The organism is Pseudarthrobacter sp. S6 (assembly GCF_050156575.1).
Lineage (GTDB): Bacteria > Actinomycetota > Actinomycetes > Actinomycetales > Micrococcaceae > Arthrobacter.
On record NZ_CP189581.1, the window covers coordinates 3,633,268 to 3,652,841 of the forward strand.

Annotated in this window: 19 protein-coding genes and 3 pseudogenes; 10 read left to right on the top strand and 12 right to left on the bottom strand. The window is 63.7% G+C overall.

From position 1 onward, the window contains the following. Window positions 1-27 precede the first annotated feature (27 nt). Together ACQCS0_RS17415 and ACQCS0_RS17420 are read right to left on the bottom strand one after the other, a co-directional pair. Window positions 28-771 (bottom strand): redox-sensing transcriptional repressor Rex, encoded by a 744-nt coding sequence (locus tag ACQCS0_RS17415; RefSeq protein WP_426938863.1) that lies wholly within the window; start codon window positions 769-771, stop codon window positions 28-30. Window positions 772-864: 93 nt separating this feature from the next. Next, complete coding sequence (locus tag ACQCS0_RS17420) at window positions 865-1,116, bottom strand: glutaredoxin family protein (protein WP_282330126.1); 252 nt, start codon at window positions 1,114-1,116, stop codon at window positions 865-867. 72 nt (window positions 1,117-1,188) lie between these two features. Here ACQCS0_RS17420 and ACQCS0_RS17425 point away from each other — a divergent pair, with 72 nt between their 5' ends. After that, window positions 1,189-2,007 carry an HAD-IB family hydrolase gene (locus ACQCS0_RS17425; RefSeq protein WP_354155198.1) on the top strand — a complete coding sequence of 273 codons (819 nt, stop codon included), beginning with the start codon at window positions 1,189-1,191 and terminating at the stop codon, window positions 2,005-2,007. Window positions 2,008-2,125: 118 nt separating this feature from the next. On the opposite strand, the gene ACQCS0_RS17430 is transcribed toward ACQCS0_RS17425, so the two are convergent. The 4 genes from ACQCS0_RS17430 to ACQCS0_RS17445 all read right to left on the bottom strand — a co-directional run bounded on the left by ACQCS0_RS17430 (window position 2,126) and on the right by ACQCS0_RS17445 (window position 5,147). Further along, complete coding sequence (locus tag ACQCS0_RS17430; protein WP_003792170.1) at window positions 2,126-2,224, bottom strand: 30S ribosomal protein bS22; 99 nt, start codon at window positions 2,222-2,224, stop codon at window positions 2,126-2,128. 157 nt (window positions 2,225-2,381) lie between these two features. Continuing rightward, on the bottom strand, window positions 2,382-2,594 hold the full coding sequence (locus ACQCS0_RS17435; RefSeq protein WP_043452394.1) for a helix-turn-helix domain-containing protein: 213 nt from the start codon (window positions 2,592-2,594) through the stop codon (window positions 2,382-2,384). A gap of 142 nt (window positions 2,595-2,736) precedes the next feature. Further along, on the bottom strand, window positions 2,737-3,843 hold the full coding sequence (locus ACQCS0_RS17440) for a 3-deoxy-7-phosphoheptulonate synthase (protein WP_354222402.1): 1,107 nt from the start codon (window positions 3,841-3,843) through the stop codon (window positions 2,737-2,739). Window positions 3,844-4,133: 290 nt separating this feature from the next. After that, complete coding sequence (locus ACQCS0_RS17445) at window positions 4,134-5,147, bottom strand: acetylxylan esterase (RefSeq protein WP_354155196.1); 1,014 nt, start codon at window positions 5,145-5,147, stop codon at window positions 4,134-4,136. A 100-nt stretch (window positions 5,148-5,247) separates the two neighbouring features. Here ACQCS0_RS17445 and ACQCS0_RS17450 point away from each other — a divergent pair. The 5 genes and pseudogenes from ACQCS0_RS17450 to ACQCS0_RS17470 form a co-directional block, all read left to right on the top strand. Next, a pseudogene (locus ACQCS0_RS17450) lies at window positions 5,248-5,664 on the top strand (substrate-binding domain-containing protein); the annotation flags it as partial. Further along, window positions 5,624-7,018, top strand: coding sequence for an FAD-binding oxidoreductase (locus ACQCS0_RS17455; RefSeq protein WP_426939930.1), 1,395 nt, complete (start codon window positions 5,624-5,626; stop codon window positions 7,016-7,018). The pseudogene ACQCS0_RS17450 and the gene ACQCS0_RS17455, both read left to right, overlap by 41 nt. A 387-nt stretch (window positions 7,019-7,405) precedes the next feature. After that, window positions 7,406-7,711, top strand: a complete 306-nt coding sequence (locus tag ACQCS0_RS17460; RefSeq protein ID WP_426939931.1) for a DUF6807 family protein — start codon at window positions 7,406-7,408, stop codon at window positions 7,709-7,711. 51 nt (window positions 7,712-7,762) lie between these two features. After that, window positions 7,763-8,127: pseudogene (locus ACQCS0_RS17465) on the top strand (M24 family metallopeptidase); the annotation flags it as partial. A gap of 243 nt (window positions 8,128-8,370) precedes the next feature. Beyond that, the gene (locus tag ACQCS0_RS17470) at window positions 8,371-8,697 is read left to right on the top strand and encodes a YegP family protein (RefSeq protein ID WP_426939932.1); all 327 of its coding nucleotides are present in this window, start codon (window positions 8,371-8,373) and stop codon (window positions 8,695-8,697) included. A gap of 1,141 nt (window positions 8,698-9,838) precedes the next feature. On the opposite strand, the gene ACQCS0_RS17475 is transcribed toward ACQCS0_RS17470, so the two are convergent. From ACQCS0_RS17475 to ACQCS0_RS17485, 3 genes are all read right to left on the bottom strand, one after another. Beyond that, a complete protein-coding gene (locus tag ACQCS0_RS17475) occupies window positions 9,839-10,867 on the bottom strand; it encodes a cation diffusion facilitator family transporter (protein ID WP_426939933.1) in 1,029 nt (342 codons plus the stop codon). Next, window positions 10,864-11,229 (bottom strand): metalloregulator ArsR/SmtB family transcription factor, encoded by a 366-nt coding sequence (locus ACQCS0_RS17480; protein ID WP_354155192.1) that lies wholly within the window; start codon window positions 11,227-11,229, stop codon window positions 10,864-10,866. Before ACQCS0_RS17480 ends, ACQCS0_RS17475 begins: the two co-directional genes overlap by 4 nt. Before the next feature lie 146 nt (window positions 11,230-11,375). Next, window positions 11,376-11,558 (bottom strand): hypothetical protein, encoded by a 183-nt coding sequence (locus ACQCS0_RS17485; protein ID WP_354222410.1) that lies wholly within the window; start codon window positions 11,556-11,558, stop codon window positions 11,376-11,378. A gap of 199 nt (window positions 11,559-11,757) precedes the next feature. Here ACQCS0_RS17485 and ACQCS0_RS17490 point away from each other — a divergent pair, with 199 nt between their 5' ends. Beyond that, window positions 11,758-12,153: a hypothetical protein gene (locus ACQCS0_RS17490; protein WP_354155191.1), complete on the top strand. Its 396-nt coding sequence runs from the start codon at window positions 11,758-11,760 to the stop codon at window positions 12,151-12,153. A gap of 683 nt (window positions 12,154-12,836) precedes the next feature. On the opposite strand, the gene ACQCS0_RS17495 is transcribed toward ACQCS0_RS17490, so the two are convergent. Next, on the bottom strand, window positions 12,837-13,037 hold the full coding sequence (locus ACQCS0_RS17495) for a hypothetical protein (protein WP_426939934.1): 201 nt from the start codon (window positions 13,035-13,037) through the stop codon (window positions 12,837-12,839). Between the two features lie 1,065 nt (window positions 13,038-14,102). Here ACQCS0_RS17495 and ACQCS0_RS17500 point away from each other — a divergent pair. Then, entirely contained in the window at window positions 14,103-14,855 is a 753-nt protein-coding gene (locus ACQCS0_RS17500; protein WP_426939935.1) for a hypothetical protein, read from the top strand. 837 nt (window positions 14,856-15,692) lie between these two features. After that, window positions 15,693-16,085 (top strand): VOC family protein, encoded by a 393-nt coding sequence (locus ACQCS0_RS17505; protein WP_354154608.1) that lies wholly within the window; start codon window positions 15,693-15,695, stop codon window positions 16,083-16,085. Window positions 16,086-16,696: 611 nt separating this feature from the next. On the opposite strand, the pseudogene ACQCS0_RS17510 reads toward ACQCS0_RS17505, so the two are convergent. Next, a pseudogene (locus ACQCS0_RS17510) lies at window positions 16,697-17,673 on the bottom strand (aldehyde dehydrogenase family protein); the annotation flags it as partial. Between the two features lie 101 nt (window positions 17,674-17,774). Between ACQCS0_RS17510 and ACQCS0_RS17515 the strand changes: the two are divergent. Beyond that, a complete protein-coding gene (locus tag ACQCS0_RS17515; protein WP_354154607.1) occupies window positions 17,775-18,860 on the top strand; it encodes a LacI family DNA-binding transcriptional regulator in 1,086 nt (361 codons plus the stop codon). On the opposite strand, the gene ACQCS0_RS17520 is transcribed toward ACQCS0_RS17515, so the two are convergent. Further along, on the bottom strand, window positions 18,815-19,525 hold the full coding sequence (locus tag ACQCS0_RS17520) for an FCD domain-containing protein (protein WP_354154606.1): 711 nt from the start codon (window positions 19,523-19,525) through the stop codon (window positions 18,815-18,817). The two genes, ACQCS0_RS17515 and ACQCS0_RS17520, sit on opposite strands and share 46 nt — an antisense overlap. Between the last annotated feature and the right edge of the window lie 49 nt (window positions 19,526-19,574).

A 19,574-nucleotide genomic window follows, 5' to 3' on the forward strand; every position in this document is an offset into this window, starting at 1 on the left:
CGTGGACCCAACCAACGGCCAACGAAACTAGGCGGACTGGTCCGGGGTCTGCGCCCGTTGGGCGTGATAGGCGAGGATCTGCAGCTCGGTGGCCATGTCCACCTTGCGCAGGTTCACGCCCTCGGGGACCTGGAGCATGACGGGGGCGAAGCTGAGGATGCTGTGGACGCCGGCAGCCACCACGCGGTCGCACACGGCCTGCGCCACGGTGGCCGGAAGCGCAAGGACCACCATGTTGGCGCCCGTCCGCTGTAGCACCGCCTCCATGTCCGCGGCGTCGCTGACCCGCAGCCAGCCCACCTCATTGCCCACCACCATCTGGTCGGCGTCGAAAATGGCCACCACGTCAAACCCGCGGGACTCGAAACCGCCGTAACGGGCCAGTGCTTTGCCGAGGTTACCCGCGCCAACAATGGCGACCTTCCAGTCGTGGGTCAGCCCCAGGGCGGCGGAGATGTGACGGCTCAGGTACTGCACTTCGTAGCCCACGCCACGCGTGCCGTAGGAGCCCACGTAAGAGAGATCCTTGCGAAGGGTTGACGAGCTCACGCCCGATGCTTCCGCCAGGGACTCCGAAGATACCCGTTCGACGCCGTCGGACAGCAGCGTGTTAAGGGCGCGCAGGTAGATGGTCAGCCGTGCCACTGCTGCGGGCGGGATCTGCTTGGCCGCCTCTGTACCGTGGGCAGGCTGCGGACCGTGGCCAGGCGGTGTCCCCTGGACGTTCTCTGCACCTTGGACAGCCTGGGGAGATGAATCCAGTGATGTCACTATCCCCTCCATCCCATCGCGTCGTGACTCCACTCTAGAGCCCCGCCGCTAGTGCCAACAAAGCCGGCGTCATTCCGCGAGGCCGCTTTCCTATCAGGCCATGGCGCGTTGGAGGACGCGCTCCAGCCGGGCTTCGTCGATCTTCCAGAAATCGCGCTGGATTCCATCCACCAGAACCACGGGGATTTCCTCCGCGTACCGCTCACGCAGTTCCGGCAGCTCATCCACTAACTGTTCCGTCCACCCAAGTCCCAGCAACGCAGTAACGCGTCCGACGGCGTCGCGCGCGGCTGCGCACAGGTGACAGTCTGCTTTGGTGATGAGGACTACCTCGGGTTTTGCCATGCATTAACCGTAACGCCCCACTGGCACTGGCACTGAAATCCTGGCCGCCGAGTATTGACTAGACTCGTGGACATGCCCGAGGAGAAATACGTCGCTGTGGTGACCCAGCCGGATGCGTTGATGCAGACCGGCGAAGCCGCCTTCTTCGACGTCGATAACACCCTCATGAAGGGCGCCAGCCTTTTCCACGTTGCGCGCAAGATGCACCAACGCGGTGCCTTTACGCTGACGCAGGCTGCAGGGTTTGCGTGGAAGCAGTTTAAATTTGTGACGCGTGGCGAGAACATGGACGACGTGCACGCTGTCCGCGATTCTGCCCTCACCCTCGTTGCCGGCATCACGGTGGAAGACGTCAAGGCCTTGGGCGAAGAGGTCTACGACGAAATGATCGCGTCCAGGATCTGGCCCGGCGCCAAGGCACTGGCGCAGCAGCACCTCCGCGTGGGCCGGCGGGTCTGGCTGGTCACCGGCACCCCCATTGAGGTCGCCACCGTCATTTCCACCAGGCTGGGCCTGACAGGAGCCTTGGGCACGGTTGGCGAGGTTGCCGACGGCATGTACACCGGCCGCCTGGTGGGCGACATCCTGCATGGTGCAGCGAAGGCTGTGGCCGTCCGGGAACTGGCAGGCGCCGAAGGCCTTGACCTGAAGCGATGCTGGGCCTACAGCGACTCATACAACGACATCCCACTGCTGACCTTGGTAGGGCACCCGGTAGCCATCAACCCCGATGCCAGGCTCCGCCGCCACGCACGGGACAATAACTGGCCGGTCTACGACTTCCGATCCGGCCGACGCGCTGCCACCTTGGGCCTCAAGGCAGCAACGGCCGGTGGCGTAATTTACGGACTTTGGAAAGGCTTCGCCCGCATCCGCGGTCCCCGGGCATAACCGCCGCCGCAACTGTCGCCGTCGACGTTTCACGTAGGAGCGCATCGCGGCCGCTCACACGCAAAAAAATGCCCGCTGCCGGATAGGCAACGGGCATTTCACGCTTGTTGAAGTATCTCTACTTCTTATTACGGCGCTGGTGACGGGTCTTACGAAGCAACTTGCGGTGCTTCTTCTTGGCCATACGCTTGCGACGCTTCTTAATAACTGAACCCACGAAAGTTCCTCACAAACTAGATGCAGTACCTGTCTGATGGAAAAGGTCCGTGGACAGAGCTACAGAACTGAAACAACTGACAGATTCTTACAATGACGTAAAACGTTCCTTAACAGGGTACCGCTTCTTGAGCATGCCCACTGACCGCAGGTAATGCTCAGGCGGTTTCGGTGTGTCCGTCCACCACAGCACCCTTAAGGTACTGCTCGACGGCGTTTTCCGGCACCCGGTACGACCGGCCGAAACGCACAGCGGGCATTTCGCCTGAATGGACCAACCGGTAAACGGTCATCTTAGAGACGCGCATGACCTCGGCCACTTCGGCGACGGTCAGGAACTTCGCGTTCGAGAAGTTCTGTTCTGCGGACATTTCGCTATTCCTTTGCTGATGGATGACGACAGTAACCCCAGCTGTGTTTCATTGCGGTGTGCCGATGCTGAGCCATCCACCAACCATGTGTTAGATACTCTAGAGGTTCATGGGGCTGTAGTGAAAGTCATCCGGGCAATCATTATGAGGTCCGCCGCTTCCGGGAGGACGCCGCGAGCTGATCAAGGACCGAAACGGATACGTCCCAATCCATGCACGCGTCCGTGACACTCTGGCCGTAGACCAGTTCCGCCCGGGCCGCCGCGTGCTCGGTGACATCCAGGTTCTGGGCACCGCCCACCAGGAAGCTTTCCAGCATGACGCCCGCGATGGCCTGTGCCGCCTCGCCGCCGTCTTCCAACTGCGCGCCGATTTCCAAGGCCACTTCCGCCTGCCGGTGGTGGCTCTTAGCACTGTTGGCATGGCTGGCGTCCACGATCAGCCGGGGGTTGAGTCCCTTCCCGGCGAGCTTGCCGGAGGCGCTTTCGACGTCGGCCGCTGAGTAATTGGGGCCCTTCCGTCCGCCGCGGAGGATGACGTGGGTGTCCGGATTCCCCGCGGTGGCAACCAGCGCGGCCCGGCCGTCACCATCGATCCCCAGGAAGGCCTGGGCGGCAGCGGCGGCGCCGCACGCGTCGAGCGCGACTTGGAGGTCGCCGTCGGTCCCGTTCTTGAATCCGATGGGCATGGAGAGCCCGGAGGCTAGCTGGCGGTGGATCTGGCTTTCGGTGGTGCGGGCCCCGATGGCTCCCCAGGAGATCAGATCCGCCATGTACTGGGGGCTGATGGGTTCCAGGAATTCGGTGGCGGTGGGCAGTCCCAGTGCGGTGACCTGCTGCAGGAATTCCCTGGCGGTCCGGAGCCCCGTGACCATGTCGTGGCTGCCGTCCAGGCGAGGATCGTTGATCAGGCCCTTCCAGCCCACCGTTGTGCGGGGCTTCTCGAAGTAGGTGCGCATCACGATCAGGAGGTCGTCACGGTGCTTTTCTGCCTGGCTGACCAGCCGGCGGGCGTATTCCAGTCCAGCCTTGGGATCGTGAATGGAGCAGGGGCCTACGATGACCAGCAGCCTGTCGTCCACGCCGTCCATGATGGCCCGGACTTCGTCGCGGCCACGCTCGACGACGTCCGTCACCCGGGCGTCCATGGGCAGCTCGGCGATAAGCTCCTGGGGCGTGGGGAGCGGCGTGAATTCGCTGACGCGCAGATTGGACGTGGATTTTGCGGGAGTGGCTGTCGCGGTGCTCATGTTCGGGTCCTGTTCCAGATAGGAAAGCGGGCCCAGATCAGAACCCGCCGGAGAAATGGCGAAGGGCAGAGAATGATCTCTGCCCTGTTGGCTCTGAAGGAAGATGCATACGTGTCAGTTAGACGCGGGCTCCTCCAGAGCCAACGAAAAATACGCATACCAACGGTTTGTCATAGGCAAACCATAACCGTGTGCTGCGACGGCCGCAAAATCGAGGCCGTAACGTTGCGTGAACTGGCGATAACCCCCAGATCCCTCTGGAAACGTCCTACCTGCCAGTTCGCACGGCGTCAGGCCAGGAGCCTGTGGAGGTACTGCAGCTGCCTGATCCAGTGGTGCTCCTGGCCGCCTTCGTGGTTGTTGAACCGGTAGACCTCGATCTGCTTTTGCGCCGCGGATAGTGCCGTGGAGTCGCCGCCGTAGGCATTGAAGCTGGCGAACACCGTGGACGGCGGGCACACATCGTCCATCTGCGCCACCGAGTAAAGGGCAGGCACGGTGGCTGCCCTGCCCAGGTTAACGCCATCAAAATAGTTCAGGACCGCGAGCATCGGCTCATACCGGTCCCGGTGCCTGCCCAGGAAAGCCGCAATTTCCGGATAGGGGCCGCGGGCCGCGATATCGATGGACCTGGGGAAGTCCTGCAAAAAGGGGACGTCGGGCAGCGCGGCGATGACGCCGTCGAGCCTTCCCGCCACCAGCCCGGCAACGGCTACCACGATGCCGCCGCCCTGGCTGACGCCGGCCAGGACCACGCGCGACGGGTCCACCTCCGGGTGGGATTGCGCCGCTTCCACCGCGCGGAAAGCGTCCACGTACACGCGGCGGTAGTAGTAGTCCTCGCGGCTGCCTGCACCCCTGGTCATGAGGCCCGCGTAGGCCACTTCGCCTGCTGACGGGTGCGGATCCGCCGTCTCGCCGAGGATCCCGCCGTAGCCCTGGCCTCGGGTGTCCATGATGAAATGCGCGTAACCGGCCTGCGCCCATTTGGTGTCCTGGTTGACCAGGCCGCGGCCGCCCGAATAGCCGATGTACTGCACAACGACGGGCAGCGGGGTTCCGGCGCTACGGTTCGCCGGGAGGTGCAGCCAGCCCTTGATCGGCGAGCCGCCGTAGCCTTTGAACGTGACGTCGAACGTGTCGATGACTGCCAAATGGTTCTCCACCGGCTCGAATGTTGCGTCGAGCGGGAACGTCCGGGCCTCGTCGAGCGTGGCGTCCCAGAAGTCCTGCAGGTCCGCGGGCGGGGTGACCCTCGAGGTGTAGCCGCGGAGCTGGTCAAGGGGAAGGTCGAAGAGGGGCATGCTGCCGTCCAGTCTGTCTCGTCGGGTTGCTATCGGAGATCCTACGTCACACAATACGTCCGGGGCGCCGCTGATGAGGCGATAGGACACGTGCGTCCTGTACAGCTCCGTCTCAGTGGACGACGACGCCGGCGGTTACCTCGCTGCCCGGCACCTGCTGGACACCGGCCGCCGTCGGCTCGCCTTTGTGGGCGGCCCCACCTCCATCCGCCAGCCCACCGAAGCCCTGGGGCACACGGCCATCGAGCTGCTGGCCGAGGAGCTCGAGTCTGACACTCCAAAGCACCGGGCCGTCATCTTCAGGCCCGAACTGGTGGTTCGGCAGAGCACGGCCCCGGCGGAACCTCCCCTTAGGCATTCCCCGCCAGTCAGCGGCCAGGCCTGCCCTGGCGGGCGTCCGAGCTCCCGCAATTTCCTCTTGCCAGTTGGTGCCAACGGTGGGACTCTGCAGGGAGAGCGAGAGGTCCGTGAGTCCCATGGCACAAAGCACGGAGATCAACGGCGTTGCCGTCGATGAATTACAGACATCCTTTCAGGGCGACCTTGTCCGCCCGGCTGACGCTGGTTACGACGAGCACCGCAGGGTGTGGAACGGATCGATTGACCGCCGTCCCGCACTTATTGCCCGCTGCACCGGCGTCGCAGACGTGCGAGCTGCCATCCGGTTCGCCCACACGCAGAACCTGCGGGTCTCTGTGCGGGGAGGCGGTCACAGCTTCCCCGGGCTGTCAGTCTGCGACGACGGAATGCTCATCGATCTCGGGCCCATGAAGGGCATCCGCGTGGACCCCGAGGCGGGAACGGCACGTGTCCAGGCCGGGGTACTGCTCGGCGAGCTCGATCGCGAGACGCAGGAGTTCGGCCTCGCAGTTCCGTCTGGGATCGTCACCCACACCGGGGTGGCGGGCCTGACTCTCGGCGGTGGCATCGGCTGGGTCATGCGCAAGTATGGACTCACGATCGACCAACTGCTGTCTGTAGACGTGGTCACCGCAGACGGCGAACTGGTCAAGGCAAGCGAGAACGAGAACGCCGACCTCTTCTGGGGCGTACGGGGTGGCGGCGGGAACTTCGGCATTGTCACCGACTTCGAATTCCGGCTTGTCCCTGTTGGGCCGTACGTTATGGCCGGGCCGGTCTTTTGGCCGATGGAGGGCGCACCGGAGGTGCTGCGGTTTTACCGCGACTGGATCGCAGACTGCCCAGACGAGCTAATGACGATCGCCGTGCAGCGCAGGGCACCGGCGCTGCCGATCGTGCCGCCCGAGCTGGTGGGCAAGCTCGTCCTTGGGGTTACCGCCTGCTACGCGGGCCCGGTTGAGGAAGGCGAACAGGTCCTGCGGCCGCTCAAGGAATTCGGTTCGCCCGTGCTCGACTTTTGCCGGCCAAAGCCGTTTCTGGAGCATCAGAGGACGTTTGATCCGTCCTTCCCGCACGGCTGGCATTACTACGTCAGGTCCTGTGACGTCGCGGCCCTCAGCGACGACGTCATCGACATCGTGGCCGAGCAAGGCACCCACATCACCTCGCCGGTCACCAGCGTCGCCCTGTGGCAGATGGGCGGCGCAGTGGGGCGGATCGATGATGAAGCCACGGCCTTCAACGGCCGCCAGGCCGGGTTCACGTTCAACATCAACGGCAACAGCAAGACCGCCGATGGCTTTGACGCCGAGCGGCAATGGGCACGTGACTACTGGTCTGCCCTCGCACCCCACCACACCAGCGTCTACGTCAACTTCCTGATGGAAGAGGGCGAGGAACGGGTCAGGCAGGCCTACGGTGCCGCCAAGTACGACCGACTCAAAGCACTCAAGCGGAAGTACGACCCAACCAACTTCTTCAGCCTCAACCAGAACATCAGGCCCGACTGATGCCCTTGCTATTGGATCGGAGAACGTCACGCTCGAAGCCCTGCTGTGCAACTTGGACCTGCGCCACGATTGGCACATCCAATCTTCGGACGGCGGGGCCGGGACGGCAACGGGGCAGCGAGGCTGTGCGTGGGATAGGTCGCCTCGCCCGGGCCGGTTTTCCGGGGCCGCCCGGCCGCGCAAAACACACTGGACTAGCACGCGGCTATGCTGTGCACGGCACCAATTTCCGGGGTGGCCGCACCTACACCCGGGCGGCCGGCGAGTACGTCTGGCGGCCGGACCACGGCAGTATCGTCCGGACCGGTGAACCGGCCTGGACGTTAGCCGCCGTCGGGCCTTCCGCGGGCGAACGTCTGGACCCATTCGGCGGCGGGTGAGTCCGCCGTGCACGGGAGCATTGCACCCTGGCTCGCGTGGTCTGGCGGGTTCACGGCGGGAACGTTCGACGGCGGGACTCGCCCAAGCGGCGCGGCCACGCTCGTGTTCGTGGCCGCGGCGGATTCAACGGACCCGTGGTTCGTCCGCGTGGACGGATACGCCGGTGTTGGCCAGTCGCTGGCCTGGGATGCGCCTGTTATTGCCGAACCCGGCGTCCCCGTTCGCCGCAGCGTGACCGTATTCATCGCCGATGGGATTTTGGGTACCGAAGGCATCGAGACATTGATCAAGACACAAGGGGACAACTCATGAGCCAGACATCAACCGCTGCTACGCCGCCGTCTCAGCTAACCGCAGCCGCGTCCCCTGGGCCGCCGCGCGATGGCCGTGGTGTGCGCCCGGCTGGACCTCATCTTCGGCGAGATCAAAGCGGCCTACGTCCGCCACGGTTTCGGCGCGGAGCAGTGGGAGCAGCACCATCAAGGCGGACCGGCGGGCTATGCCGGACGGGACCCGCGCGTCACCGCGGCAACCACGGACGCCGTGGTGCTCAACCAGCCGTTCACCTGGAACCCGGCGGGACCCGGCGTGAAGATCGAGGACACGGTCCAGCTCACCGAGTCCTGGATAAAGTTCCTGACCGTTGATGACCGTTGATGACCGCTGATGACCGCTGGCCCGCTGCCACCGTCAATGGCTTCCAGCGGCCGGTGACGCTGCAGCTGTAGGGTCCAGCTGTTAGAGAGCACGGAGAAACCGAGACGGACGTTCCGGAATTTCTCCATGCCAGGTGATCGGGCTGGGGGTCTTGTGGATACTGGCTGTCGTGAGCGAGACTCATTGAGCACATGATGAACTGATCGTTTGGATTGCAGGACAAAACCAGCGGGAAGTGGACGCAAGGGCGCGTCCGCGTCTGCTCCGTGGCAACGACGCCGCAGGGGCGGATCCCGCAGACCGGGAGGATTGCTATGGCCGGAATGTTCGAACTGTTCGTTGACGCGGAGTCGTATTTCAGGTTCCGTCTGACTGCGCCGGATGGCACCGTGATGGCAGTGTCCAAGGCTTTTGACAACAAGACCGCAGCTGTTGCCGGTATCGCCGCCGTGCGTGAGTACGCCGGCATGGGGCTGATTGCCGATGTTTCCCCGATGGAAAGGCGGGCCACGCGGCCGGAGGCACGTGATGTTACTGTTCAGGCTCGTGAAGTCCGGCGCATTCCGGCTGCTGACCTTCACTCGCGTTCCAGGGAAATGCATCGGGCCACCGGCGAACCTCGATGGGCCGGCGCAGTTTGACGCTCTCGACTCCGACAACCCGGGGCAGGCCTCCGCGAAGATCGGATCCATTCGTTCCCCCAACTACCGATCCCGGCTCGTAATGTCGTCTCGACCGGTTTTTCCGGAGAGCGGTCTGCGGGCGCGGGGAACGCTGCGAGAGGCCCAACGTTGACGTCGCTTTAGTCGCTGGCGCCTCCGTGGACTTGATCACGCACCGTCCTGGCCTGTGGATCGCAGGTTTTGGTGTCCCGATAGGGGAACCCTCAACGGGCGCCGGTGCGACACCGAGCGATCACAAAACCCGCCACACAGCGTTCAAATCCACAGTTTTAAGGTGGCGTGCCGGGGTCGGATCAGAAACGGTCTTTTTGCACGAAGGTCCCGCCGGCGATATTGAGTGCCAGACATGATCCGGGCATGACTGAATTAGATCTCCTCGTGAAGGCCACCGCTGAGGATCTCGGCGATCCTTACGATTGGAGTGCCCCGGTGGAGTTTCGCGAGTCTCTTGCGCTTTGCGCCCTAAACTCGGCCTATCCCCTCCGCTGTCAGTTTCAGAAGTCACCTGCACGAAATGTAAGAAGTCGTCTGCACCACTTCTGGTTTTTGGGCTCCGTGTGGGACCTTGCGCTGCCAGGGACCCGGCCGGTGTTAGAGATCCGTCAGGCCAACGCCTTCGTCGTCGAGGCAGGGTGAGCGTTTGCCGGCAGGGGTTCCTGTTGAGCGGAGGCAGCTGCATTGAGGTCCTTTAGCCACGGGCAGAGACAGCCACACGAAGCGCTGCATCTTGCTGTATGTCCCAAAATGCAGAACTGCGCGGTCCAGTTTCGGTGCGAGATCATGGCTGACACTTATCGCCAGTGATGTTCCTGCTCCCCGGCTGTCGTTTCCCGAGGGTTTCGTGGATCGGTGGCTGAGTTCACACCAGAGCGGTTTGCGCGGCGGGGTCCGCGAGAAATACAGGCCCTGCTTCCGGCATCCGCCGTCGCCCTGATAGCAATGCAACGTCCCTCCGAACACTGCCGCCATTTCCATGGCCGGGGCCGTGAGAAAAAAATGGCCGTGTCCGGGTATGTCGGCCATGGTCAAGCCAGGTTGTGGGCCCGAAGTCCCAGCTTCTGCAAGGGCTGCGTAATCCACGGGCTTGGGTTGTCGAGGGTTAGCGGGCAATGGTAAGGACCGTTCCGACGTTGCGGATGTTTGCGCGGACGGTGTCCTCGACGGCCCTGTTAATGGCTGCGAGCTCGGCAACGGTCCGGGCAGGATCCATGGGTGCGGTGACTTCAATGTTGAGGCGGTGGCCGCTCCACCGCAACCGGACGGTGGAGGCGGCAGGGGCTACCGGTGCGATGGCGGCTTCTGTGCGTTCCAGTAGGTCCGGGTCCACGCCGTCAAGGAGCCGGCGGCCGATGTCCCGGGCAGTCCCCCACAGAAGGACGAAAATAGTGACCGAGATCAGGATGCCGATAATAGGGTCCGCCAGCGGGAAACCAAGCCAGACGCCGATGACGCCGGCGACGACGGCCAGGGACGTGAAACCGTCGGTCCTGGCGTGAACGCCGTCCGCCACCAGTGCTGCGGACCCGATCTCTTTACCCACCCGGATCCGGTAGATCGCCACGATCTCGTTGCCGGCGAAACCGATGAGGCCGGCCGCTAGAACCCAACCGAGGTTACTCAGCGGCTGCGGCTGGAACAGGCGGATGACCGATTCCACACCAGCCACCACCGCGGAAAGCGCCACCATGGCGACAATGAACAGTCCGGCCAGATCCTCGACCCGGCCGAAACCATACGTGTAGGTCCGTGTTGCCGCCCGGCGGCTCAGGACGAACGCCACCCACAACGGAACGGCAGTCAGGGCATCGGAGAAGTTATGGATAGTGTCCGCCAGCAGGGCCACCGAGCCGCTGAACAGGAAAACGACCAGCTGCAGCAAAGAGGTGACCGCCAGGACGACCAGGGAAATCTTTAGCGCCCGGATTCCCTTGACCGAGGACTCCATCGCCTCATCCACCGAGTCAGCGGCATCATGGCTGTGAGGAACGAATAGCCCGTAGAGGAAGCCCTTCAGCCCTCTGGGGTGCTCATGATCATGCCCGTGCCCGGCCCGGTGATTATGCTCGTCGGCGCTGTGGTCAGGCCCGGCGGTGTCGTGGTCAGGGGTGTGGCTGCCGGCCTGTTTCATGGGTTTCTGGTCTCCGCAGTCGAGTGGTGGTGGCGCGGCGTGCCGCCCAGGGAATGCTCCGCCTGGAAGATTGCATCGGTGACCAACTGACGGGCATGTTCGTTCTCGAGCCGGTAAAACACCCTGGTGCCCTCCTGCCGCGTAGAAACCATTCGGGCCAACCGCATCTTCGCTAGATGCTGCGACACCGCAGACTGCGGTTTTCCCACCGCCTCTGCGAGGTCATTGACCGACATTTCGCCCTCGCGCAGCGCCAGAATCAATCGCACCCGCGTCGCGTCCGCGAGCATTGCAAAAATCTCCACCGCCAGCTCGACGTATCCGCTGTCACCATTCCGCCCACAGGCTTTATCTGCATCCATGCGAATATTATCGCATACGCATCTTCAGGGCTTATCCTCGTCGTACAACGCGGACTGTGGCTTCAGTCCGGACTGAGTTGGTATAGGTGGTACCCACCGTAGGACAGCCCTGGCGCTCCAACAGGATGAGTGGTCTCCCTGCCCTGTCATACGCGGACCGGCTTGAAAGCATGAAGAGCCACGATTTCCACTGAGGCAGTCCGGGAAGCCATCGCCAACGCGCTTCTGCCGTTGTTGGTAATGCTGTACAGCCGGAGGCGAGGCCGGCCTTGGCTTTCGGCAATGTCCGGGTTCTCCCATTGGGCTTCCAGAAGGCCCGCTTCGGTCATCCTCGAATCTTCACCTCGTCTCGTCGCGGAAGATCACGCACTAGCAGTTGCCGTAAGAGAGGAAAGAGGGGCCGGCATCAGCGAATACCGCTGTTCATCGCCTGTTGATCCCACGGCCTTGCACCGCTTTTGGCCTCCGCCATGCCCGACACCTACCGGGGTGCGCATTCTTTGGCTATTCTGTCGCAGAGGAGAATTCGTGGCGGAGATCGTGCTTGCAGGTGGAAAAGGGACGCTGAGCCTATATGTCGGCGGGGCCCTTCATCTGATCTGGGTGCCCGGTTCCATTCTTCAGGCCGAGGACGCTACGGAATCTGTGCTTGCCGTGGAGCTTCTTAGTGCTGGCCGAAAGCTGCCATTGCTGATCGAAATCATCGGCGTCAACCTGACCGTCGAAGCCTGCAACGACTACCGGGACACCCGCTTCGTTTCCTCCGTCGCCATAGTCGGGACAACGAATCTTGACCGGGTCGTTGCCGCTTGGATGCGGCGCGGTCAGCACAATCTCCAGGAGTTTTTCACATCGCGTCCGGCGGCGGTGGCCTGGCTGGAGGGGCTGTCTGCTCCCGACATCGTCCACCAAGTCCCGGCTTGATTCTTCCGGACACTTGCAGGTAGGAGGCTCTAGAGGGCCGGCCACACTGGCGGGGAACTTCCGATGCCGATCTCCTCGGGGACTTTACGGAGGGGCCCCGCGCCTGCGCATTGGTCGCACCCACAAATGGCCTCGACTCCTCACCATGCCCATTCGGGAATCCGCGGAGTGCCTGCTCAACATTACCATCGGCATCAGATAGACCCGCCGATTGACTAGTGAAGAACCGCCAGTCTGAAGTGACAGTCACGGCCTGTTGGATCGGGCCGCTGTTGAATTCCTGCAGCGTTCAAAGGGCGGTTCATTTCCCAGGATGTGGAACGCCGAAGCACGCCCCTTCGAAAAATAGCGGCACACCCCGATTTTGTAATTCTCCGCGGTATTTGGCGCATATTTAGCGGCGCTATTTGATCTCCCGGGGCTGATGGTCACAGTGGGGTCCAGAATGCTGTTCTGGCTTCGAGCACGCAGGCGGGGACGGGCTCGGTGTTGGTTTGACCGGTGCACGGCTACCTGCGGACAGTTTGGCGGTGCACGACCGCGAGAGACGGCTTTTACTTCCTCAGGCAAGTCTTCCGGATGACTTCCCGGATCACGGCTTCCACAAGCTCCGTCAGGCTTCTGCCTCCCCGACCGCCGTCGGAGCGGCCCGGGACCAGCTCCGTCAGCAGACCGGCGCCTTTTCAGCGCCGGCCGATCAAGGTGTAGACCTGCCGTCGCGACAATCCCAGCTCTTCGGCCGCGCTGTCCGCCGCCCCGTGGGTGACCGTGGCCATGGCCGTCAAAGGCGCAATGACCTCGTCCTGCTGGAGTAGGCGCTCCCACCCCTTATCCGACATGCCCAGCAGGCCCCGCTCCAGAAACTGCGGGTCATCCGATGTCATGACGGGCGCTGACGGTGCAGGCGACTTCTAGTACGACAAACGCCTGCCCTGGTGGCAATTTTCGGCGACGAAATTCCCTGCCGGTACACCTGCACCCATTCCGGGTCCGGTGTACGGCGCTTAGCGTGTAGCTTCATCGTGTACTGAACCCACCGGGGCCGCGGCAAGGAAATGGGTGAGTCCATGGCACGTCAAGATCATGGAGTATCGGGCCGAATTCCACCTGGAAGCGACCGAGTAAGAAGGGGCCGGCGATGGCTGGGGGTGGTGCTAACGGTCTCAGGCCGCACCACTCATCGCCGGCCCCCGGTAAACAGGATATGGGGACGCCCGGGGCAGGTAGAAGAGTACTGACTACCTGATTCGACCGTGTACAACTACCCGCCGAGGCGGCCGTACGTGCCGTACCATCCGTGTCCTCGTTGTTCTGGTCCCATGCCACCGCCCGTTGCCGTCGGCGCTCTTACGGGGCGCTCTCACCCCTTCACGGCGTTCTGAGCGGGCGAGATGGGCAAGCAGGCTCCAAGTAAACGCGATCCACATAACCGCCGCAGCGAGCACGATGCAGATCAGGGTCAGAGGATGCATTTAGGTCCTCCAGAGATACCTCCGTTAGGGACGGAACGTAGCCCGCCCGGCTGTTTTGGTCCCACATTCAGGAGGCCTGCTTGAATGATCGCAGGTTCGTCGTCCCTCCGGAAGTGCTCAAATCCAGAGCCCACTGCCGGGTGAGGACGGCGAAGTCCTTGACTCTGGCCTCCCGGCGGATCCTCGCGAATAACTCCACTCTCGACTCCATCACTGCCTTCCACCGTCGGAAAAACCTCTGATGGAATCAACCGTGGGGTGGGCTCAACTGAAACTGCGATTCATCAACCGGCGAGCCGCAAAAGTGGGCTCCAACCAAACTGCAGAAGTGGTTTCCAATCGAACTGCCATAATCGCTGGCGGATTAGCCGCGGCCCATGCAGGTAATTCTGTAATCACAGCACTCAGCTTCTGAGGATTCCTTCCTGTGCGGTCGGAGCTGGCAAAATGAAGGCTGAGTCTCGGTTCGGGGGAAGAGTGAACGATGTTGGAACGAAGCGTGGCCGCGCGTGGGCCCGTGCAGTCGTAGCTGTTGCCGCGGTCTCGCTGCTCACTGGATGCACCGGCGTCAGCATCGGGCAGGCAGAGAGTGGCACGCCGGCAGCAGCGCAGGCCTCGCCGGCACCGGCCACACCTTCCGGCCCTACCGCGACCGTGATCGCGGTGACGCCCGCACCCGGAGCATCACCAATTCCGTCGAAGCCCTCCGTCCCCGCTGGATCAGCCCTCAGCATGGAGGAAATGGACGACGCCCGGCTGGCCATGGATCGATTCCTGGCCACGGCGTGGGACACCATGGAGCCTAAGCGTCTGGGTGATGTGTCCATCGCGGACTGCCTGTATTTCGACAAGGACTACCGGACCAAGACCACCGCGCTCTTCACCGTGGACTGCGCCACACCCCATGAGGGTGAGGTCATGGCCATTTACCAGCACCCGGGATCGGAGTACCACGGCCAGGGCGACCTCGATGGGATCGCCGGCCCGGTCTTTTCGGAGGCCGCCGATGTCATGCGGCAGGCCGGGCAGCTCCCGACCGACGCGCGGCGCGACCTGATGCCGACGGAAGCGGACTGGGAAACCGGGGAGAGGACCAGTATCGGCCTGCTGCTTGGCAACAATAGCTTCGAACTGCTGGAGCGCGGCTACTTCGACCCCGGCCACGCCAAGGTGTACGACGTGCCGGACTACGGACCCGCAGGCCGCCAGATCCCGGCAGGCGGGGCATGAACCGCGCTATTTGAGCGGCAGATGCAGGATGCCCTGCCCGAACCGACGTTGGTGCCGGACAAAGAGCCGGTCCCGGTGAACTCGGTGGGCAACAATGGACCGTAGCTCATCGAGCCCGTCGCTGCCCGATGAGCGTGACAATGGAGAGGCCCGTCCACTCCGTCAGACGGATGGCCTGGGGCCTGGCCATCACAGCGCTCAGTGCCGGATGCATCTGGGCAGCGTCCTTTGTGGCCACCTATCGCTTTCAGGACGCGGACGGGACACGTCTTTTCCTGGTCTTCGGCATGGCCGAACCGTGGATCGCGTTCACCCTGTTCTGTTGGCCCGGCCGGCGGCCATCACCGCCCTGACCCTGCTGGTTACCCCGCTCGTGCGGCTGGTGAAGACGACGTGGGCCCGAAGGGTCCTGGGCCTACTCGTCGTCTCCGCTTCGGCCGCCGCTGGCCTGGTCTGGTTCCTCTTCCGTTCTTCTTCTTGCTCGGCGCCAGGGCTCGCGACTACGTGTTTGTGCGCGCGGCAGACGGACTAACCTACGCGGGCGCTGGGTTGCACGAATCATCATCGCTGGGGTTCTGCCCCTCATGTCGGGAGAACCCCAGTAAAGGTTCAGTTGCCGCAGGAACAGGAGAGCGGTTCCCCGGCCCCGGCAGCGTCTCAAAACGCCGACGGCTCACAGATCCCCATCTGAAGCCGTTCCGACGGGGATAAGACGCAGCTAAGCATACGTCATTGGCATTTGTGACCGCGGGATAAAATCGGCATCCGCGGGCTTGTGAGACGATTTGGACTCATACCTCGGCGGACTCTTCCCCGCCTTCCCCACCAGGAGTCCTGATGCCCGCGTTGCCTGCTATTGACCACCTCGCTCTTACCGTGACCGACGTTGAGGTCAGCGTCGCTTTCTACTCCCGGCTGTGGGATACAGAGCCCACCGGGACAATGCTCGATGGGCCGTTTATCCGACGTAAATTCGATCTCGGTGGAGGGGTGTCACTGGGACTCACAGAGCATCGCGCAGCTTCCGGCGAGGGCCGCTTCAGTGAACGCAATCCGGGCCTGGACCATGTGGGTTTTTCCGTAGCCAGCGCAGCGGAACTCCTCGAATGGGCCGCTCATCTGGATACTATCGGCGTGGTACACAGCGGGCCCATCGACGCCCCGTATGGCACGGCAGTGAACTTCAAAGACCCAGACGGCATCGCACTGGAGTTCTTCTTGCCCAAGTAAGGGCTGCTCACCTCAGACCGTACGGAAATACCCGCCAGCACACGAAACCTCACCGGCCGTCCTGGAATGCTGCGGCTCCTTTTCCAGACTCCCCTGCGGGCGTTACCAATTCTGATAATTCTCATATCCCAAGCGGTACAAGATCCAGCCCCATTTCGTGGACAAGTACCCGAACGCTGGCGGGCCCGAACACTACGCCGCTACTTCGTGAACGCCGATGGCTTCGAACTAGAGCTCGTTGCCACTTCGTAGGAACAACGTCTGCTTCAGAACGCCCGCTCAGCGTTTCGTGAACGGAACAACCCTTCCCTCGGGAACGGCAGCAGGAGGACCGTCTCGCTCCAAGGAAGTGGGACACTACTGCTTTGGAAGCTACTTCGTGAAATGGAGGAGAATCCCAATCCCTGAACAGGTATGCGTTCCTTCGAAACTGGATGCATGCGCGAGTCGCGAAAGCATTTTGGGTCACCATGCTCCCGGGCTTCGAAGCCGGTGCGCTCAGCTAGGGATATGTCGCTCGCGAAGAGTATTAGGAATCATATCGGCTATACACCGAAAAAATGTCTCTTAGCCAGGGCTGCGACGTCGGCACACGGGTGAAGTTCGATCTGTTACGGAAGAACCAGCGCACCGTCCACGCGGCGCGGGATGCCCAGCGGGTTGCTCTCACGCAGTGCCGGGTGCAGGACCGTTTCCGGAGCGTCCTGGTAGGCGACCGGTCGATGGAAGCGGCGGACCGCCGTCGCGCCCACCGAGGTGAACAGGGACGTGGTGTCCGGGTACGGGTCGCCATGCTGCTGCGCCCAGTTCACTGCGACGCCGGTTGGCCAGCCGTCGAACAGGACCCGCCCGGCAAGGCCGGACAGTTGCTCCACGAGGTCTACGATGTCCCCGACCAGTTCCGCGGCGAAGCCGGTGCCATCAGGGATGAAGACCAGGCCGGGCTTGGTGCAGAACTAGCCGGCACCCATGGTGAACGAGGCTGCAAGTCCCGCCGCGAGCTGGGCGGAACGCTCGGCCAGCGCGGCCGCGGTGATGACCACCGGGTTCAGGCTGCCCAGCTCGCCGTAGAACGGAATGGGATCGGGCCGTTAAACCGCGAGGTCAAACAGCGTCCGGCCGAGGGGATGGAGCCGGTGAAGCCCACGGCTTTGATGGCGGGATCCTGCACCAGCGCTGTGCCTACCTCACGGCCTGCCACAAGCGCGAACAGTCCGTCCGGCGCTCCGGCGGAACGCAGGGTTTCGGTGACCACTTCGGCCGTCCGCTCGGACAGCTTCAGGTGGCCCGAGTGGGCCTTGACGATCACCGCGGAGCCAACCGCCAGGGCTGACGCGGTGTCGCCGCCGGCCACGGAAAAGGCGAACGGGAAATTGGAGGCTGAGAAAACGGAAACCGGCCCGATGGGACGCAGGATACGGCGGCGGTCCGGCTTGGGCGGCGTGGCGGACGGGTCGGCGTGGTGAATCACGGCTTCAAGGTAGGAGCCTTCGGTGATCCCACGGGCGAACAGCCGCAGCTGCCCGGATGTCCGGGCTGCCTCGCCGGTCAGCCGGACCGTGCCGAGGCTGGTCTCCGAATCGGCGATCTTCGGCGCGTCGAACGAATGGAAATCGGTTTCCCAGGGCGTTGTATGCTGTCCCACGGGCGCCGATACTCACGGGACCGGGATTTACGAAAGGCAGGGCCATGGCCAGGAAATCGGCAACCGGCAGGATCGGCATTGCCGATGTTGCTGTGAAGGCAGGGGTATCACACGCCACTGTTTCCCGCGTCATGAACGGCAACTTCACCGTGGACCCGGACATCGCGGCCCGGGTGCGGGCGGCCGCCGTCGAGCTCAAATACCAGCCCAATCCCGTGGGACGCAGCCTCGCGCTGGGAAAGACGGACACCATCGGCATTGTGGTGCCGGACCTCGCCAACCCCACCTTCCAGGCGATCCTGCGCGGATTGAGCCGGGCTGCGGCGGAGGATGGCTACCGCGTCCTGATTGCCGATTCCTTCGAGGCCTACAGCGAGGAAGCCATCCTGGCCGGCGAAGCCCGCCGGCGCTGCGATGGCTTGGTGCTCTGTGCCCCGCGCATGAGCGACGCTGAGCTCGAGGAAATCGCACCATCGCTGCACCCGCTGGTCCTGATCAACCGGACCACTGCGGCTGCCGGGATTCCGAGCCTTGTGGTGGACTACGGGCAGGGAGTCCAGGACCTGGCCGAGTATCTGGTGGGCCTCGGCCATACGCGCCTGGCCTTCCTGGCCGGCCCGGCAGGCAGCGCCTCCAATGGCCTCCGGCTCGAGGGCCTCGAGGCATTCAAGGCCAGGCACCCGCAGGTGGATGTCACCATGCTCGACGGTGGCTCGGACTTCGATACCGGCCACGGGGCAGTGGACTCGGTCCTTGCCAGCGGCGCCACGGGCATCCTGGCCTTCAACGACCTCGTGGCCATGGGCCTGATGAGCGGCCTGCACGAACGCGGCGTGGACGTTCCGGGCGACATCTCCGTCACCGGCTTCGACGACATCCCGTTCGCCCGCTACACCACGCCCACCCTGACCACCGCGGCAGTCCCCATTGCCGAGCTCGGCGGCCAGGCCTGGCGTGAACTGCGGGCACTCATCCGCAAGGAAGACCACGACGCCCCGGGCGGCCGGTACCAGCCGCGCCTGGAAATCCGGGCCAGCAGTGGCCGGCCAAGGCGCGCCGTACTGCAGCCCACGGCTGACGCGCACTATTCCTCCGCCGCGGGCCCAACCCCGCCGCCCTCGCGGAAGTAGCCCTCGATGTGGGCAGCCACCAGCGTGGCCGCGTGCGCGCCGTCGTCGTTCCTGATGGCGGCCAGAATGTCGCGGTGCTCTGCCTGCAAGCGCGACGCCGTGGCATCCCAGTCCGGGAGATTGGCCGTAAACCGGGCGGTGTAGCCCTGGATGGATTCGCGCAGCGAGCCCATCATGGCGCTGACCACGGCGTTGCCGGCGGCGTCCGCGAGGGCCAGGTGGAACCGGATATCCAGCGCCAGGAAGTCATCCGCCGTCCGGGCAACGCGCTCGACGGCGTCCATCTCGCCCAGGAGCGTGGCGGCCAGTTCGAGCTCCGGAGCATCGGGCTTTGCCCGGGCGGCCGCCCAGGTCTCCAGCAGGATGCGCGTTTCCACGATGTCGGACACGGGCAGATGCTGGGTGGCGACGTGAAGCCGAAGCGCCGAGCCGAGCGCTGCCGTCGGATCCGAAATCACCACAGTCCCCGCTTCCGGGCCGGAGCCAACCCCGGCGCGGACCACCCCCAAGGCTTCCAGTATCCGGATGGCCTCTCGTACCGAGGTTCTTGACACGGCCAGCTGCTCGGCGAGTGCCCGCTCCGCAGGCAGGCGTCCGCCCACGCTCAGGGCTCCGTCGGAGAGCTGCCGTTCGATCCATGCAAGGACAAGTTGGTGCGTACGCATAAGACCATGCTAGTTGATGTGGTTGGACCACATGGTTTACAGTGTGGTT